The sequence below is a fragment of the Catellatospora sp. TT07R-123 genome, from assembly GCF_018327705.1.
Lineage (GTDB): Bacteria > Actinomycetota > Actinomycetes > Mycobacteriales > Micromonosporaceae > Catellatospora.
Window position 1 is genome coordinate 1724849 of record NZ_BNEM01000002.1, and the last position, 17473, is coordinate 1742321.

15 protein-coding genes are annotated in these 17473 nt (G+C 74.3%); 9 read left to right on the forward strand and 6 right to left on the reverse strand.

The features are described from left to right. Positions 1 to 16 precede the first annotated feature (16 nt). The gene (locus tag Cs7R123_RS27720; protein WP_212830654.1) at positions 17 to 439 is read right to left on the reverse strand and encodes a YkvA family protein; all 423 of its coding nucleotides are present in this window, start codon (positions 437 to 439) and stop codon (positions 17 to 19) included. Positions 440 to 591: 152 nt separating this feature from the next. On the opposite strand from Cs7R123_RS27720, the gene Cs7R123_RS27725 reads away from it, so the two are divergent. Further along, positions 592 to 2790: an MMPL family transporter gene (locus Cs7R123_RS27725; RefSeq protein ID WP_212830656.1), complete on the forward strand. Its 2199-nt coding sequence runs from the start codon at positions 592 to 594 to the stop codon at positions 2788 to 2790. Between the two features lie 67 nt (positions 2791 to 2857). Here the strand turns inward: Cs7R123_RS27725 and Cs7R123_RS27730 are convergent, their stop codons facing one another. Then, positions 2858 to 3751 carry an alpha/beta fold hydrolase gene (locus Cs7R123_RS27730; RefSeq protein WP_212830658.1) on the reverse strand — a complete coding sequence of 298 codons (894 nt, stop codon included), beginning with the start codon at positions 3749 to 3751 and terminating at the stop codon, positions 2858 to 2860. Positions 3752 to 3964: 213 nt separating this feature from the next. Here Cs7R123_RS27730 and Cs7R123_RS27735 point away from each other — a divergent pair, with 213 nt between their 5' ends. Together Cs7R123_RS27735 and Cs7R123_RS27740 are read left to right on the forward strand one after the other, a co-directional pair. Next, complete coding sequence (locus tag Cs7R123_RS27735) at positions 3965 to 4882, forward strand: carbohydrate kinase family protein (RefSeq protein WP_212830660.1); 918 nt, start codon at positions 3965 to 3967, stop codon at positions 4880 to 4882. Between the two features lie 9 nt (positions 4883 to 4891). Continuing rightward, positions 4892 to 5749 (forward strand): oxidoreductase, encoded by an 858-nt coding sequence (locus Cs7R123_RS27740; protein ID WP_212830662.1) that lies wholly within the window; start codon positions 4892 to 4894, stop codon positions 5747 to 5749. A 41-nt stretch (positions 5750 to 5790) separates the two neighbouring features. Here the strand turns inward: Cs7R123_RS27740 and Cs7R123_RS27745 are convergent, their stop codons facing one another. Together Cs7R123_RS27745 and Cs7R123_RS27750 are read right to left on the reverse strand one after the other, a co-directional pair. Beyond that, positions 5791 to 6180 (reverse strand): hypothetical protein, encoded by a 390-nt coding sequence (locus tag Cs7R123_RS27745; protein WP_212830664.1) that lies wholly within the window; start codon positions 6178 to 6180, stop codon positions 5791 to 5793. A gap of 80 nt (positions 6181 to 6260) precedes the next feature. Beyond that, a complete protein-coding gene (locus Cs7R123_RS27750; RefSeq protein ID WP_212830665.1) occupies positions 6261 to 7016 on the reverse strand; it encodes a nucleotidyltransferase family protein in 756 nt (251 codons plus the stop codon). Positions 7017 to 7361: 345 nt separating this feature from the next. Between Cs7R123_RS27750 and Cs7R123_RS27755 the strand changes: the two genes are divergently transcribed. Continuing rightward, complete coding sequence (locus Cs7R123_RS27755) at positions 7362 to 9320, forward strand: translation factor GTPase family protein (protein ID WP_212830667.1); 1959 nt, start codon at positions 7362 to 7364, stop codon at positions 9318 to 9320. A gap of 46 nt (positions 9321 to 9366) precedes the next feature. On the opposite strand, the gene Cs7R123_RS27760 is transcribed toward Cs7R123_RS27755, so the two are convergent. Both Cs7R123_RS27760 and Cs7R123_RS27765 read right to left on the reverse strand, forming a co-directional pair. After that, complete coding sequence (locus Cs7R123_RS27760; protein WP_212830669.1) at positions 9367 to 11919, reverse strand: FtsX-like permease family protein; 2553 nt, start codon at positions 11917 to 11919, stop codon at positions 9367 to 9369. Next, complete coding sequence (locus tag Cs7R123_RS27765) at positions 11916 to 12674, reverse strand: ABC transporter ATP-binding protein (RefSeq protein WP_244872188.1); 759 nt, start codon at positions 12672 to 12674, stop codon at positions 11916 to 11918. The genes Cs7R123_RS27760 and Cs7R123_RS27765 overlap by 4 nt, the downstream gene beginning before the upstream one ends. A gap of 145 nt (positions 12675 to 12819) precedes the next feature. Between Cs7R123_RS27765 and Cs7R123_RS27770 the strand changes: the two genes are divergently transcribed. From Cs7R123_RS27770 to Cs7R123_RS27790, 5 genes are all read left to right on the forward strand, one after another. Further along, positions 12820 to 13983 (forward strand): sensor histidine kinase, encoded by a 1164-nt coding sequence (locus Cs7R123_RS27770; protein ID WP_212830673.1) that lies wholly within the window; start codon positions 12820 to 12822, stop codon positions 13981 to 13983. 4 nt (positions 13984 to 13987) lie between these two features. Further along, a complete protein-coding gene (locus Cs7R123_RS27775; protein WP_212830675.1) occupies positions 13988 to 14632 on the forward strand; it encodes a response regulator transcription factor in 645 nt (214 codons plus the stop codon). Positions 14633 to 14736: 104 nt separating this feature from the next. After that, entirely contained in the window at positions 14737 to 15753 is a 1017-nt protein-coding gene (locus Cs7R123_RS27780; protein ID WP_212830677.1) for a DUF4331 family protein, read from the forward strand. Between the two features lie 40 nt (positions 15754 to 15793). Beyond that, positions 15794 to 15991 (forward strand): DUF1737 domain-containing protein, encoded by a 198-nt coding sequence (locus Cs7R123_RS27785; RefSeq protein ID WP_212830680.1) that lies wholly within the window; start codon positions 15794 to 15796, stop codon positions 15989 to 15991. 429 nt (positions 15992 to 16420) lie between these two features. Further along, positions 16421 to 17284 (forward strand): hypothetical protein, encoded by an 864-nt coding sequence (locus Cs7R123_RS27790; protein ID WP_212830681.1) that lies wholly within the window; start codon positions 16421 to 16423, stop codon positions 17282 to 17284. The last annotated feature ends 189 nt before the right edge of the window (positions 17285 to 17473 follow it).

Consider the following 17473-nt stretch of genomic DNA (forward strand, 5'->3'; position numbering starts at 1 on the left):
CGCCGCGTCAGCGGCGTCAGGGGGTGGGTGGCGGGGTGGTGGGGAGGGTGCGGGGGCGGCCGAGCAGGCGCTCCATCAGGTGCGGGTCGCCGGGCCAGGCGGCCAGCAGCACGTCGCGGGGCACCTGGCGGCCGGCGTAGCGCAGCGCCAGGGCGACCACGATGATGTCGTCGAGCGGGCCGATGACCGGCAGGAACTCCGGGATCAGGTCGATCGGGCTGGCGACCCAGATCCCGGCGGCGATGATCGCGATCTTGGCGCGGCGGGGCACGCGCGGGTCCTTGCGCAGGCGGCGCACGGTGGTGACGCAGTCGGGCACGAACGCCGCGAGGTCGCGCAGGATGCCGGGCGGCAGCAGGCGGGCCGCGGCGATGAGCAGCGCCCACGACAGCACCAGCAGTGCGAACCCGGTGCCGAGCCAGATCAGCCAGTCGCGCACGTACCGTCACCGCATTCCGGCAGCTGGTCGAGGAGCACTGCATCTGCCACCTCACCGATGGTAACGGTCAAGCTCGCGGCTGCTCAGAACTGCATCGAGCTGCGACGATACCGGGGCTACGCGCGGCGGCGAGAACGGCGATACTGTCACCCGTGTCCGAATCGAAGGCCCGCCCAGGGTCGCTGCTGCGGATCGGGCGGTTCTGCGCCAGGCACGCCGGTCTGGTCGTCGTCGCATGGATCGTCGCCGTCGTGGCCCTGATGGCAGCCGACCGCGCCGCGGGCGGCGAGTTCGCCGACGACTACAACCTGCCCGGCACCTCCGCCCAGCAGGGCGCCGACCTGCTCGCGGCCCACCAGCCCGCCACCGGCGGCTTCACCAGCCGGATCGTGTTCACCGCCGCAGCCGGGTCCACCGTGGCCGCCGCCGGGGACGCGCTGGCCGCGACGGTCTCCCGCCTCGGCGCGCTGCCGAACGTGCGCGCCGTCGCCGATCCGCTGCGGCCCGGCACCGTCTCCCCCGACGGGCGGACCGCCCTGGCCGCCGTCACCTTCGCCGGCAACCCCGCGGGCTACGGCCGCCCGTACCTGGACCAGGTCGACGCCGCCGTAGCCCCGGCCCGCGCCGCCGGGCTCACCGTCGAATACGGCGGGCAGCTGGGCACCGCCGCCCGGCCCAAGGCCAACGACCTGCGCTCCGAACTCATCGGCGTGGCCGTCGCGCTCGTGGTGCTGCTGCTCGGCTTCGGCAGCGTCCTGGCCGCGGGCATCCCGCTGCTGTCGGCGCTGCTCGGCGTCGCCGCCGGGACCGGGGTGCTCGGCCTGGCCGCCGCGGCGGTCACGCTCGGCTCGGTGTCGCCGACCCTCGGGGTGATGATGGGCCTCGGCGTCGGCATCGACTACGCCCTGCTGCTGGCCACCCGATACCGCCGGTTCGTCGCCGACGGCATGGCGCCGGTCGACGCGGCCGCGGCGGCTGTCGCGCGCAGCGGCCGGGCGGTGGTGGTCGCGGCGGTCACGGTCGTGGTCGCCCTGCTCGGCCTGTACGGCTCGGGCCTTCAGTTCGTCGGCCGCCTCGGCCTGGCCGGCGGCATCGCCGTGGCCGTCGCCGCAGTCGCCGCCCTGACCCTCACCCCCGCGCTGCTGGGCCTGGCCGGGCGGCGCATCGACCGCTGGCGGGTGCGCCCGCCGGTCAGCGAGCCCACCGGCACCGCCGACTCGTGGCAGCGCTACGCCACCCTGGTCGGCCGCCGCCCGTGGCTGTTCCTGCTCGGCGGCCTGCTCGTGCTCGGCGTGCTGGCCCTGCCCGCCCTGTCGCTGCGCCTGGGCCAGGTCGACTCCCGTGCCTACCCGACCAGCTACACCGACCGCCGCGCCTTCGACGCGGTCACCGACGCGTTCGGGGCCGGGGCCAACGCGCCGCTCACCGTCGTGGTCGAACTTCCCGCGACCGCCACGGACCGCGACCTGCTGGCCGCCCGGCTGCGCACCGCCCTGGCCGAACTGCCCGAGGTGCGGGCCGTCGGCCCGTTCGCGCCCAGCCCCGACGGCGCGCTGCTGGTCGCGCAGCTCACCCCGCGGACCGGGCCGCAGGACGAGGCCACCGGCGAGCTGATGGACCGTCTCATCGACCGCACGCTGCCCGGCATGCTGGCCGGGTCCGGCGCGCACGGCTACGTGACCGGGGTGACCGCGTCGCAGTTGCAGTTCCGCGACCTGCTCGCCGAGCGGCTGCCGCTCATCGTGGCCGCCGTCGTGGCGGCGGCGTTCCTGCTGCTGCTGGCCGTGTTCCGCGGGCTGCTCGTGGCGGCCAAGGCGGCGGTGCTGAACCTGCTGTCCATCGCCGCGTCGTACGGGGTGCTGGTCGCGGTGTTCCAGTGGGGCTGGGGGTCGGCCGCGCTCGGGCTCGCCGACGCGGTCCCGATCCAGTCCTACGTGCCGACGATGATGTTCGCGATCGTCTTCGGACTGTCCATGGACTACGAGATCTTCCTGCTGTCGCGCATCCGCGAGGCGTGGCTGGCCACCGGCGACAACCGGCACAGCGTCGCGGCCGGACTGTCCGCCACCGGCCGGGTCATCACCTGCGCCGCACTGATCATGACCAGCGTCTTCGCCGCGTTCCTGCTGTCGACCAACGTGGTGGTCAAGATGATCGCGCTCGGCCTGACCGCCAGCGTGATCGTCGACGCCACCGTGGTCCGCCTGATCCTCGTCCCCGCCTCGATGTACGTCTTCGGCCGCGCCAACTGGTGGCTGCCCCGCTGGCTGGACCGTGTCCTGCCCCACCTCGATCCCGAGGCGCCCGAACCGGCCGTGCCCGCCGCCGTCGCGGTCCCGGTGCACGCGTAGGGCCTGAGCGCGCGAAACGGGTGGCCGGAGTCGTGCTCCGGCCACCCGTTGCCGATCAGGGCCCTGATCAGGCGACGGCGAGCGCCTTGCGGGCGTTCGCGTCGATCGCGTCGAGGACCCGCGGGCGCAGGCTCTGCGGCAGGTCGTGCCCCATCGTGTCGAGCACGAGCAGTTCCGAGCCCGGGATGGCGTTGTGCGTCGCCCGGCCGCCGCTGATGTTGATCAGCGAGTCCTCGCCGCCGTGCACCACCAGGACGGGGATCTCGCGCTCGGCGAACTCGCCGAGGGCGGCGGTGCGGTTGGGCGCCGCGGCGATGGCGCCGAACTGGCGCTTGGTGCCCGCCGGGTAGAACATCCGGTCGTAGGCGGCGGTCGCCCCGGCGAGCCGGGCCTCGCGCTCCTCGGACTCCAGCGTGCGGGAGCCGATGATCCGCATGACGTTGGCGATGTGCGCGATCGCCGCCTCGCGCTCGGCGGGCGTCTCGGCGAGCACGGCCGCGGCCGCCTCCAGCGTCGGCAGCCCGATGAACGGCGCCCCGGTGGTGCTCATGATCGAGCACAGGGTGCGCACCCGCTCGGGGTGGTGGATGGCGATGGTCTGCGCGATCATCCCGCCCATCGAGGCGCCCACGATGTGCGCGCGGTCGATGCCGAGGTGGTCCAGCAGGCCGACCGTGTCAGCGGCCATGTCGGTGAGCTGGTACACGGCGTTGAGCGTCGCGTCGGTCCCGGCGGCGTCCGCCGATTCGATCTTCTCCGACAGGCCGCTGTCGCGGTTGTCGAAGCGGATGACGCGGTAGCCCCGTCCGGTGAGGTCGTCCACGAAGTCCTGCGGCCAGGCGATGAGCTGCGAGCCCAGGCCCATGATCAGCAGGATCGGTTCACCGGTCTCGGGACCCTCGTCCCGGAACCAGATCTGAATGTTGTTGCAGGTCGCATATGCTCCGGGTTCGCCAGGCACGCTGATCCCCTTTCGGACGGTGGAAGCAGGTATGCCGTCACCTTAGTTGTCAAACCCCTCTCTACCTGTGCATATGTCTCGGGGCTGGCGGCGTGTTGAGTGGAGTCGCACTCCGTCGACGCCCGCGCGGGGACAGCAGCGTCGCGGCCGCGACGGTAGCCTGGGGCCGCCCACCGCTCAGGGCTGACTCGATCCCTGCCCGGAAGGCGACCCATGCGCGATCTCGACGTCCTGGTCCTCGGCGGTGTCGGCATCGACACGATCGTGCGGGTGCCGACCCTGTCCGTGCCGCCGGGCGACTTCCTGCCGGTGGCGCCGATCCACGACTACGTCGCCCACTCCGGCAACGGCGTCGCGCTCGGGTTCCACGCGCTGGGGCTGCGCACCCTGCTCGCCGACTTCCTCGGCGACGACCCGATGGGCGAGCTCGTGCTGCGCCGGTACGCCGCGGTCGGCCTCGACTTCACCCATCTGCCCGCACCCGGCGGCACCCCGCGCGCGGTCAACCTGGTCGACGCGCAGGGCCGCCGCTTCTCCTTCTTCGACGGCCGCCACCCGCACGGCCTGGCCCTGCCGCCGGAGTTCTACCTGCCGCTGCTGGAACGGACCCGGCACGTCCACATCGCCGCCACGCACGCGGTCGGCGCGTTCGCCGAGGCCCGGCGCCTGGGCGTGACGGCCTCGGCCGACATCCACGCGTGGGACGGCGAGAACCCGTGGGCGCTGCCCTTCCTGCGCGACGCCGACCTGGTGTTCTTCAGCGCCCAGGCCGCCCCGGACCGGGTCGACGAGATCATGCGGCGCGTCCTGGAACTGGGCCGGGCCCGGGTGGTCGTGGCCACCGAGGGCGCCGCCGGCTCCCGCGTGCTGACCCGCGAGCAGCCGCAGGTGAGGCGCTTCCCAGTGGCGGCGCCCCAGCGGCCGGTCGTCGACAGCAACGGCGCGGGCGACGCGTTCAGCACCGCGTTCATGAGCCGCTGGCTGGCCGGGGACCCGGTCGAGGAGTGCATGCGGGCCGGGGCGGTGTCGGGCGCGTACGCGTGCGGGGCGGCCGGAACCCACGAGGACCTGATCACGGCAGCGGCACTGGACACCGCGATCGCCGGGACCAGGGCCGGTGCTGCTGCATAGAGTGAGGTAATGACCGTTGCCGGAGGTAGCCTCGCCCTCGCCGACGACCTCGTCCTCAGCCGGATGGGATACGGCGCCATGCAGCTCGCGGGCCCGGGGGTATGGGGGCCGCCGCGCGATCGCGCCGAGGCCGCGGCGGTGCTGCGCGAAGTGGTCGCGCAGGGCGTCACCCACCTCGACACCAGCGACTACTACGGGCCGTACACGGTGAACGAGCTGATCCACAAGGTGCTGCACCCGTATCCGCCGCAGCTGCGGATCGTGACCAAGGTCGGGGCGCGGCGCGGCCCGGACAAGTCGTGGCCGCCCGCGCTGTCGCGCGACGACCTGGTCGGCGCGGTGCACGACAACCTGCGCCGCCTGGGCGTGGACGCCCTGGACGTGGTGAACCTGCGCGTCGGCGGGGTGGAGCGGCCCACGCCCGGCTCGATCGCCGAGCCGTTCTCGGTGCTGGCCGAGCTGCGCGAGCAGGGGCTGATCCGGCACCTGGGCGTGAGCGGGGTATCGGACGAGCAGCTCACCGAGGCGCAGTCGATCGCGCCGGTGGTGTGCGTGCAGAACCTGTACAACATCGTGCGCCGCGATGACGACGCGCTGGTCGACCGGTGCGCGCGGGAGGGCTTGGCCTACACGCCGTTCTTCCCGCTGGGCGGGTTCAGCCCGTTGCAGTCGCAGGAGCTCGACGAGATCGCCGCCGGGCTGGGCGCCACGGCACGCCAGGTCGCGCTGGCCTGGCTGCTCCAGCGGTCACCGACGATGCTGCTGATCCCGGGCACGTCCTCGCTGAAGCACCTGCGCGAGAACCTCGCCGCCGCCGACCTGGCGCTGCCCGCCGACGCGGTCGCGGCCCTGGACGCGCTGACGTGACGGCGGATGCTCCCGGCGGGCGCCGGAAGCATCCGCGCGCATCAGACGATGACCCAGAGCTTGACGTACGCCGTGTTGTCGAACCGGCACTGGTAGGTGGTGATGGTGCCGTTGGCGACCAGCGCGTTGCCCGCGTTGCCACAGGCGGTGCCGTAGACGTCGTTGTTGTAGTACTGGCTGTGGTAGGTCCAGGTGCCGCTCACCGTGTAAAGGTCCCAGTAGCCGGTGCCGGAGTTGAGGTTGCAGCGGTAGTCGGCGATGGTGTGCGCCGCCAGCAGCTGGGCGCCCTTGTCCTGGCACGGGTTGTGGAAGAAGATGTCGTCGTCGTATCCACCACTGTGGAACGTCCAACCGGTCGCGGCGGCGGCAGGAGCGGCACCGAGCAGCAACATCGCGGCGACGGCCGCGAACACGAGGCTAATCTTACGCATAGATTGCAGTCTATGCATAGATCACACCTCGACGAAAGCTCGGAGCCAGCTGATCGCGGCCCGTGCGCGGGAGCCTCGGCTCAGGCGGCGCCAAGGGCGGTCTCCAGCGCCAGACGTACGACCGCCGCCTGGTCGGCGTCGAGCAGGTGCGCCACGCGTTGGGCCGCGACCGCGTAGAGCTCGATCGCCGCCCTCAGCATCTCGGCGCCGCCGCCGGGAGTGATCCCCAGCGCCGTGTCCTGAGCCTCCGACCAGCGGGGGCCTTCGGCCGCGGCGACCAGGTCCCACAGGCGGTTCTCGGTGTCGTGGAGGATCCGGTGGTGCACGGCCAGGACCGTGGCCAGGCGGACCGCGAGCAGGCTGCGCATCACGGCGGCGGCGCGGGGGCTGCCGCCGGTGGACTGGCCGACGAGGCGGTGCACCTCCTCGGCGTACCCGGTGATCTGCTCGGCCACCCACTCGTCGGGGGCGCCGCCCAGCAGCGGCCAGTCCCAGGCGCGGGCTTCGGCCTGCAACCGGGCCGCCTCGCCGGTCGGGTCGGCCAGGATCAGCGCGCCGCGCCAGGCCGGGACCGCGCCGCCCGCGCCGGCCGGATGCGCGAACCCGGCCCGGACCTGCTCGACCGTACGCCACGACTGCGACACCTGCCACCCGTCGCAGACCGCCAACCGGTATTCGGGCCCGTCGCCGAGCGCCACCAGGTCGATGTCGGACGTGGGCCGGGCGTCGCCCCGCGCCACGCTGCCGACCAGCACCACCGCCCGTGCCCCGTTCGCGGTCAGCTCGCGGGCGAACCGATCCGCGACCGCCCTCGCCCCTTGCCGATCGAACACCACGCCGCGGACCCTACCGAGCCGCGTGCCCGCCCAGCGACCCGGTTCCGCACGCTGGTCTTGACCGGAAGCGGCGATCTTCGAGGCAGCGGCCGCGGTGATCGCTGTCTGCGGTCACTCGGCGCGCCCCAGGCCCACCTTCTGACCGCAAGCAGCGATCACCGCGCCAGCCCCACGCCGCCAGGGCCGCCGCTCACGCCGCAGAACCGGACAAACCCGGTTGCGGCCCGGCGCGGCCGCTGATGTACTGCCGAAAGTTCTGTCCGTGAACCGAGGAGAGTCCGATGCGAGCTGCGTACATGTCCACCCGCCTGCTCGCCATCACTCTCCAAAAGGACATGACGCATCTTGCCTTCGCTGAATCTGGGAATCCTGGCGCACGTCGACGCCGGTAAGACAAGCCTGACCGAGCGGCTGCTGCACGCCGCCGGTGTCATCGACGACCTCGGCAGTGTCGACGAGGGCAGCACGCAGACCGACACGCTGGCGCTGGAACGCGAGCGCGGCATCACCATCAAGTCGGCTGTCGTGTCGTTCGCCGTGGGCGGGACCACCGTCAACCTGATCGACACCCCGGGCCATCCGGACTTCATCGCCGAGGTGGAGCGGGTGCTGGGCGTGCTCGACGGCGCCGTACTGGTGGTGTCGGCCGTGGAGGGGGTGCAGGCGCAGACCCGCGTGCTGATGCGGGTGCTGCGGCGGCTGCGCATCCCGACCCTGCTGTTCGTCAACAAGATCGACCGGGGCGGGGCGCGCTACGGCAGCCTGCTCGACGAGCTGCGTTCCCGGCTGACCCCGGCGCTCGCCCCGATGGGGACCGTGTCGGGGCTCGGCGGGAAGGACGCGGCGTTCCACCCGTACCCCCATGGTGTCGCAGGTTTGGTCGAGCTGCTGGCCGAGCAGGACGACGACCTGCTCGGGGCCTATCTCGACGACCGCCCGGTGCCGGGGCCGCGGCTGCGCGACGCGCTGGCCGGGCAGACCGGGCGGGCGCTGGTGCACCCGGTGTACTTCGGGTCCGCGATGACCGGCGCGGGCGTCGACGAGCTGATCGGCGGCATCACCGGCCTGCTGCCCGCGACCGGCGGCGACCCGGCGGCGCCGGTGTCGGGCACGGTGTTCAAGGTGGAGCGCGGCGGCGCCGGCGATCTGGTCGCCTACCTGCGCCTGTACGCCGGGACCGTCCGCCTGCGCGACCGGCTGGCGTTCGGCGAGGGCCGGACCGGCAAGGTCACCGGCATCAGCGTCTTCGACCGGGGCGGCGCCGAGCGGGCCCCGTCCGTCGACGCGGGCCGCATCGCCAAGGTCACCGGCCTGGCCGAGGTGCGCATCGGCGACACGGTGGGCGCGCCGCCGCCGCACGCCGCCGACCGCGGGCAGTTCGCCCCGCCGACGCTGGAGACGGTGGTGCTGCCCCGCCGCCCGGGTGAGCGCGGCGCGCTGCACGCGGCGCTGGCGCAGCTCGCCGAGCAGGATCCGCTGATCGGCCTGCGCCACGACGGGCCGGGCGGCGACCTGGCCGTGTCGCTCTACGGCGAGGTGCAGAAGGAGGTCATCGAGGCGACCCTGGCCCGCGATTACGGCATCGAGGTGGCGTTCGAGCAGACCACGACGGTGTACATCGAACGGCCGGTCGGGATCGGGGCGGCCGCCGAGCCGATGGGCGGGGCGAACCCGTTCCGGGCCGGGGTCGGGCTGCGGCTGGAACCGGCCGCGCCGGGCACCGGGGTGCGGTTCGGCCTGGGCATCGAGCCGGGTTCGCTGCCGGCGGCTTTCATCAGGGCGGTCGAGGAGACCGCGCGGCGGACCCTGCGGCAGGGGCTGCACGGCTGGCAGGTGACCGACTGCGTGGTGACGCTGACGTACTCGTCCTACACCCCGCCGCCGCCGTACGGGTGGAGCAGGTGGTCCAGTTCGGCGGGCGACTTCCGCGACCTGACGCCGCTGGTGCTGATGGCCGCGCTGCGGCAGGCGGGCACCGGGGTGCACGAGCCGGTGCACCGGGTGCACCTGGAGGTGCCCGCCGACGCGCTGGCCGCGGTCGTGCCGGTGGTGGGTCGGCTGGGCGGGGTCACGCAGGCCACCACGGTCGGCGGGGCGGCCTGCGAGTTGGAGGCCGACCTGCCCGCCGTACGGGTGCACGAGCTGCGCCGGGAGCTGCCGTCGCTGACCCAGGGTGAGGGAGTGCTGGTCAGCGTGTTCGACCACTACCGGCCGGTACGCGGGGCGGCGCCGGGGCGGGCCCGGACCGACTTCAACCCGCTGGACCGTAAGGAGTACCTGCTGCACGTGTCCCGGCGTGCCTGAGCGAAGGCGCCCGGGTCCGGTGCGAACCGGACCCGGGCGCCGCCGGTCATTCGTCGGAGCCGAGCGCCGCCACCGGGCTGACCTTCGAGGCACGGCGGGCGGGCAGCACCCCGGCCAGCGCAGTCAGCACGACCAGCGCCGCGAACAGTCCGGCCAGCGCGGGCACCGGCACCGTCGGCGGGGCGTCGACGCCCAGTGCCCGCACCGACAACCACGCGTACGGGATGCCGAGCAGCAGCCCGAGGGTGGCGCCGAGGACGCCGTACAGGCCGGACTCGGTCGTGAGCATCGCCGCGAGCGCGGCCCGGGACAGCCCGACCGCGCGCAGCAGCCCGGACTCGCGGATCCGCTCGACCACCGACAGGGCGGTGGTCGAGCCGACCCCCACGACGGCGATCAGGACGGTGATGCCGATCAGGCCGATCGCGGTCCAGAGCAGCGCGACGAGCACCTGCTCGTTCTCGTCGCGCATGTCGGCGAGCACGACGACGTGGTACCGGCCGGCTTCGGCGACGGCCTGCATGGCCTGCTGCCCGGCGGTGCGGCCGTCCTCGCCGGGCGCGGCGGCGTCGGCGAGCAGGCCGGTCAGCCCGGCGGGCGCGCCGAGCCGGTCGAGGTCGGTGCGGTCGAGGATCAGCGACGAGTGCAGCGGAGCGGCACCCGGCACGATCGCGGCCACCCGCACCTGCACGGTCTTGTCGCCCCGGGTCACGGTGAGCTGGTCGCCGACGTGGCGGCCGAGGACGTCGGCGACGTACCCGGCGAGCACGGCCTGCCCGGGTCCGGCGTCGGCCAGCGACCCGGCCTCGACGTCGATCTTGCCCAGCGCGGGCAGGGCCGACAGGTCCAGGTCGTTGGCGTCCCAGTTGCTCTCGGTGCCGATGTGCAGCTCGTCCAGCCGCCGGTAGCCGGCGGTGTGGGCGAGTTCGGGCCGGGACCGCAGCTGATCGGCGACGGCGGCCGGGATCGGGTCGCTGTCGGCGGTCATCTCGAAGTCGGCCGGGGCCGAGATGGCCAGCTCCCGGTCGGCCAGGACCTGCACCGACGCACCGCCGACGAGGACCCCCGTGATGAGGGTGACGCCGAGGGCGACGACGGCCGAGATCGCGGCGGCGCGGCGCGGCGCCCCGCCGATGCCGCCGACGGCCAGCCGCCCGACCGGCCCGAGGCGCCGCAGCGGCCAGCCGACCACCCACAGCAGCGGCCGGACCACCAGCGGGCCCAGCAGCATCAGGGCGCCGAACGCGAGCACGCCGGAGCCGACGATGCCCAGCAGCATCGGCCTCGGGTCGTAGTTCTCCGGGTCGCGGCCGGGCAGGCGGCTGGCGACCAGCAGCGCCGCTCCCAGCGCCGCGACCGCGAGCAGGCCGCCCGCGACCAGGCGGACCACACCGATGTCGCGGCGCGCGGTCTCGGTCTGGGCGGTACGCAGCGCGGCCAGCGGCGCGACCCGGGCGGCGGTGTACGCCGGAGCGAGCACCGCCCCGACGGTCAGCATGACCGCGCCGACGAGGACGGCGGCGAGCGCCGCCAACGGCGGGGTGCCCGGCCCGAGGATGTGGACCCCGAGCAGGTCCAGCAGCGGCGGCAGGCCGTAGCCGACCGCGAACGCGGCCAGCAGCCCGGTCACGCCCGCGACCAGCCCCGTCAGCGCCCCCTCCACGGCCAGCGCGCGGGCGATGCCGCCCCGGCCCGCGCCGACCGCGCGCAGCAGGGCCAGCTGCCGGGTGCGCTGGGCGAACACGATCCGGAAGGTCGACGCGACGACCAGCAGCGCGGCGGCCGCGGCGACCGCGATGAACACCCCGACGACCACGAAGACGGCCTGCACCTGCTCCAGCGCCCGCTGCGCCTCGGCGGTGCGCACCTCGGCCCCGGTGCGTACGCCGGGGACCTGCGGCTGCTCGCCGTCCGGCGCGGTCCGGGGCGCGGCGTCGACGGTCTGCTGGATCCGGTCGCGCAGCTCGGGTGCCGCCGTGCCGTCGGCCGAGCGCACCTCGATCCGCCCGGTCGGGCCGCCGGGGCTCAGCGCCACGACGGTGTCCTCCAGCGTGTAGGCCTGGCTGCCGAAGTCGTACTGGGCCTCGACGACGCCGGTGATGGTCAGGTCGACCGGCGGGGTGTCCTGGGCGATGCGGCCGTGCAGCACCGTGCCGACGGCCAGGCCCATCCGGTCGGCGGTGCGCCGCGTGATCGCGATCTCGTTGCGGGCCTGCGGGTAGCGGCCCGACACGGCGTGGGCCAGCGCCAGCACGCCCGTGCCCGGGTCGGCGCTGAGCTGGAGGTATTCCCCGCCCGTGCCCGTCCCGAGCTGCACCCCGGTGTCGAACCGGCCCACCGCCTCGGCCACCCCGGGCAGCGCCCGGATGCGCGCCAGGTCGGTGCCGGTCGCCGGGACCGAGTCGTCGCCGACGACGAAGGCGACCTGCTCGGGGGTGCCGCTGAGCCGGTCCAGCATGGTCCGCTCGGTGATCTGCTGGGACAGCATCGCCGCGCCCACCACGAACGAGGCGACCAGCACGGCCAGGCCGGTGAGCAGCAGCCGGGCGGGGCGGCGGGCCACCCCGGACAGCTGGGTGCGCAGCACCACCGCGCTCATCGGGCCACCGCCTGCTGCGCCAGCGCGTCGGCGATCGTCGCCCGGTCAGGCTGGTGCAGGTCACCGGCGACGCGGCCGTCGGCCAGCAGCACGACGCGGTCGGCGTACGCGGCGGCGTTCGGGTCGTGGGTCACCATGACCACGGTCTGGCCCAGGTCACGGGCCGCGTCGCGCAGCAGGGTCAGCACCTGCGCCCCGGCGGCCGAGTCCAGGTTGCCGGTCGGCTCGTCGGCGAAGACCACCTCGGGCCGCGACACCAGCGCCCGCGCCAGCGCCACGCGCTGCTGCTGGCCGCCGGACAGCTCGCTGGGCCGGTGGTTCAGCCGATCGGCCAGGCCCAGCGTGGTGACCAGGTGGTCGAACAGGTCCGGCTCCGGCCGCCGCCCCGCCAGGTCCAGCGGCAGGGTGATGTTGCGCACCGCGCTCAGCTGCGGCAGCAGGTTGAACGACTGGAACACGAACCCGATCCGCTCGCGCCGCACCTTGGTCAGCACCCGGTCGCTCAACCGGGTCAGGTCCGTCCCGCCGAGCAGCGCCCGGCCCGACGTCGCGGTGTCCAGGCCCGCCAGGCAGTGCATCAGGGTCGACTTGCCCGACCCGGACGGGCCCATGATCGCGGTGAACTCGGCGCGGGTGAACCCGACCGTGACGCCGTCCAGGGCGCGCACCGCGGCGTCGCCGCTGCCGTACACCTTGACCAGGTCGACCGCGGCCACCGCGTAGAGCGGGTCGGCGCCGGGTTGCTGCGTAGTCACATCTCCTCCAGGGGTATGTCTGCGCTGAGGAGCCTGCCGCAGCGGGCACCGGCGGCACATCGGCCGCCGGAAAGGTTGTCGGCGCGGCCGCTATGACTTTCGGCCGATCCGGCCCCGCCGCGGCACTGGTTACTGTTGACCGGCCATGATGACGTCCCCCCTGCGCCCCTGGTTGCTGGTGTTCGGCCGGCTGGCCGCCCTGGTCGGCCTGGCCGTGCTCGGCATCACCGACCTGCGCTTCGGCCTGATCTACGTCGGCTCCACGATGACGATGGGCCGCGTGCTGCTGGCGATGGTGGCCGGCGCGGTGTGGCTGCTGCCGTACCGGGCCGGTTCGAAGGCGCTGACCCCGCTCGCGCTGCTGCTGGCGGCCGCGTCGCTGACGGCGACCGGCGCGGTGTACCTGCTGGGCACCTACGACCACCCCATCGGCTCCTGGGGCCTGGCCGAGAGCGCGAGCATGCTGGGCCTGCTGTACGTGGTGTCGCGGTGGGCCCCGGCCCGCGCCGCCCCGTTCGCGGTGCTCGCGATCGGCGCGGCGGTGACCGCGATGCCGCTGCGCGGCGGCACCGGCTACCTGATGGTGATCTTCGGGCTGCTGCAGGGCCTGGCCGCGGCGGTCGTCGTGGCGGGCGGTGTCTACCTGCGGATCCTCGACAGCGGGCGGCAGCGGGCCCTGGACGAGGTCCGGGCCGCGCAGCGCGCCGAGTTCGCCCGGGACCTGCACGACTTCATCGCCCACCACGTGACCGGCATCATCGTGCAGGCGCAGGGCGCCCGCTACGTCGCCGAGCAGGATCCGCAGCGGGCGCTGGTCGCGCTGGAGCAGATCGAGCACGCGGGGCTGGAGACGATGGCGTCGATGCGGCGCATGGTCAGCGTGCTGCGCGAACCGGACGCGCCGCTGGCGCCGCTGGCCGGGGCGGCCGACCTGCCGCCGCTGCTGGCCGGGTTCAACCAGACCAGCCCGGCGGTGGCCCGCCTGCACGTGGACGGGACGCTGGACGGGCTGCCGGTCGAGGTGTCCACCAGCGCGTACCGGGTGGTGATGGAGGCGCTGACCAACGTGCGCCGCCACGCCGTCGACGCGCGGACGGTCGACGTGTCGGTGCGCCGCGCGCCCGGGTGGCTGTTCGTGCGGGTGGCCGACGACGGCGCCCCGCCGCGCCCGGCCGCCGGGCGCGACCGCACCGGCTACGGCCTGGTCGGCCTCGCCGAGCGGGTGCGGGCGGTCGGGGGCCGGATCAACGCCGGACCGGGTATCGAGCGAGGCTGGCTCGTCGACGTCGCCATGCCGCTGAGAGGGTGATCCCGTGATCCGTGTGATGATCGCCGACGACCAGGCGATGGTCCGTACCGGCTTCGGGATGATCCTCGGGGCGCAGCCGGACATGGAGGTCGTCGGCGAGGCCGCCGACGGCGTCGAGGCGGTGGAGCTGGCCCGCCGGGTGCGGCCCGACGTGGCGCTGATGGACATCCGGATGCCGCGCCTGGACGGCCTGGAGGCGCTGCGCCAGCTCGCCGGGCCCGGGGTCGCCGACCCGCCGAAGGTGGTCGTGGTGACCACGTTCGACCTCGACGAGTACGTGCACGCCGCGCTGCGCAACGGCGCCTGCGGGTTCCTGCTCAAGGACTCCGGCCCGGCACTGCTGGTCGAGGCGGTGCGCGCGGCCGCCTCCGGCGACTCGCTGATCAGCCCGTCGATCACGGTACGGCTGCTGGAGCACCTCACCCCGCTGCTGCCCGGCCGCGGCGGCGGCGACCACGGCCTGTCCCCGCGCGAGCTGGACGTGGTCCGGCTGACCGCGCGCGGCCTGACCAACGCCGAGATCGCCGCCCAGCTGTTCATCTCGCTGGGCACAGTCAAGACGCACCTGGGCAGCGTGCAGACCAAGCTCGGGGCCCGCAACCGGGTCGAGATCGCCGCCTGGGCCTGGGAACGCCGCCTGCTCGGCTGACCCGACTCGCCGCCACGGCCCGGCCGAGCCCGGTAACGTCGGCTAGGTCGGGGCCCTGAGCTGCGGCGACGATCCGCCGCGGGCGCCCTGCGAGGGGGCACACCATGTCGCATCATCTCGATTCGCCGCAGGCGCGCGAGGACGTCCGGCTCGACCTCACCGACGTGTACGTCTTCCGCGGCGCCACCGGCACCGCGCTGGTCATGAACGTCAACCACTCGCTGGCACCCGAGATCACCGGCAAGCCCGCCCAGCCCGGCTTCCACCCCGAGGCCCGCTACGAGTTCCACCTCGACCTCGACGGCGACGCCCGCCCGGACCTGACCTTCCGGGTCACCTTCGGCGACCCCGGCACCGGCGGCGGGCAGACCCTCCAGCTCGACAAGGTCATCGGCGGGGCCGCCGAGCCGCTGGCCACCGGCGCCACCGGCGCCGAGGTGACCGCGACCGGGCTGCGGGCCTGGGCCGGGCGCGCGGGCGACCCGTTCTGGATCGACGGAACCGTGCTGGGCGCGATCGGCGCCGCGTTCGCCACCGGGACCCGGGCCGACCTGGGCCGCTGGACCCCGGCCGAGGCCAAGAACGCGTTCGCGGGCCAGACCGTGTACTCGATCGTGCTCGAAGTCGACGACGCGCTGCTGGCCCCGGCCCGCTCCGGCGACCGGGTCGGCATATGGGGACTGACCAGCCTCGCCACCGACGACGGCGGCTGGCGGCCGATCAACCGGTTCGGGCACCCGATGATGCAGCCGCTGTTCACACAGCAGGACGGCGACCTCGGCGACCGGCTCAACAGCACCGACCCGGCCGACGACGTGGCGGCCCACGCCGAGCGGCTGACCGGCATGGTCGCGGCGGTCGTCGGCGCGTACGGCACCGCGGCCGACCCCCGCGCGTACGCCGAGGCCGTGGTGGCGCGGCTGCTGCCCGACGTCATGCCGTACACGATCGGCAGCCCCGGGGTGTACGGCTTCGGCGAGTGGAACGGCCGGTCCCTGCTCGACAACACCCCGGACGTGATGTTCTCCCTGGCCACGAACACGGCGTTCAGCATCGGGCTGACCGCCGACGCGGTCACCGCCAGGCCCGGGACCGCCTTCCCGTACGTCGCGACCGCCTGAACCGGGCCTGCGCCCGACCGGTACGTGGCATCCTGGCGGCATGACCAACCAGCCTCCGCAGGGCATGCCCCGATACCGGCTGCTGACCGGCCCCGACGACGACAAGTTCTGCCACCGGGTCAGCGAGGCGCTCGACCTCGGCTACCGCCTGCACGGCAGCGCCTCGGTCACCTACGACGGCGAGAAGGTCATCGCCGCGCAGGCCGTCGTCTGGCCGGGCGGCCCCGGCGAGCGCTGACCCCGCCGGCCGAGGCGGGGCCCGATTGCACCCGGCGGCCACGGTCGCCCGTACCTTTGGCGGCTGCGGCCGTTTCGCCTGAGCGTATGGGTCGCCGCCTCCCGGCGCGGCAAATGGAACGGCGGCAACTGACCGGCCGTGCGGGGGTCCAGGCGGCGGCCAAGTTGCCGGGCAATCGTGGGAATGGGCCGCCTCTGCGTGCCCGATTGCCCGGCAACTTGGCTGGTCTTGGGGTTGGCGCGTGGGGTGATCGTTGTTTTCGGTCGGTTGGTGGCCTGGAGGGCGATGTTCTGACCGAGAACAACGATCATCGGCCGGGGCGGCCGGGACGGGGCGGGGCGGCCTGGTCAGGGTGGGGGTTGGCGGGGGTTGCTAGCGTGTCGGCCGCGCGCTCGCCGATGGCGGTGGGCCGCCACGGGGAGGAAGTACATGAGCGAGCTGACGCCGGACTACAGGGTTCCCGCCGATCCCGATGCGCGGCCGCGGTCGGTGAGCGCGGCCGCGTGGCTGCTGGCGGGGGTCGGGGCGGCGTACCTGAGCGACGTGGTGCTGCTGATCGCGGGTGCCGGGAGCTACCCGGACCGGGTGGCCGAGGCGGTCCGCCGGGCCGGGGTGGACGCCCAGGTCACGGCGGCGATGCGGAGCCTGGCCACGGGTATGGCCGTCATGGTCATCGCGGTCACGCTGATCGCGGCGGTGGTGATGTTCGCGCTGGCGGCGGCGGTGCGCGGCCGCAGCCGTACCGGCCGGGTGCTGACCTGGATCGCGGGCGGCCTGGCCCTGCTGTGCGGAGTCTGCGCGGGCGGCTCGTCCGGCACCCCCGCCTTCAGCGGCATCGCGTACGTCAACGCCTGGAGCAACACCGCCTCCGGGGTGCACCGCTTCGCCCAGCGGCTGCCCGACGGCTACCCGCCGTACTACAAGGTCGCGGCGACGGTCCTCGGCGCGTTCAGCCTGCTCGCGCTGATCGCGGTGACCATCCTGCTGGCGCGGCGCGAGTCCGGCGACTGGTTCCGCAAGCCCGTCCCGGCGGCCACGCACCCCGGCTACCCGGCCTACCACCCGGCCCCGGTCGCCCCGGCGCCGCAGGCGTATGTGCCCCCGCAGGCGCAGACTCCCCCGCCCGCCCCCGCACCGGCGCCCGAGCCGCCCCGGCAGCGGACCGTCGAGGAGATCGAGCTGGCCCTGACGGAGCTGGACGTGGCGCGCGTGCGCGGCGACGTGTCCGAGAACGACTACATGGCGCAGGTGTCCCGCCTGCGCGACGAGCTGCGCGACCTCGACCTCGCCTGACGCCTCATCCCCCCGGGGGCCCGGCACGCCGACCGTCCATTCAAGACGCTGCGTTCGGGCCTCCCGGGAACGGCGAAACAATCCCTACCCTGTGGAGTCGTACGGCTTCGTGAAGTGACCTGGCGGGTTCCACCGCGGGTCGCCCGTCCGCTGGTACGGCCGCCTGTGCACGTCGCAACTGGGTGCGGG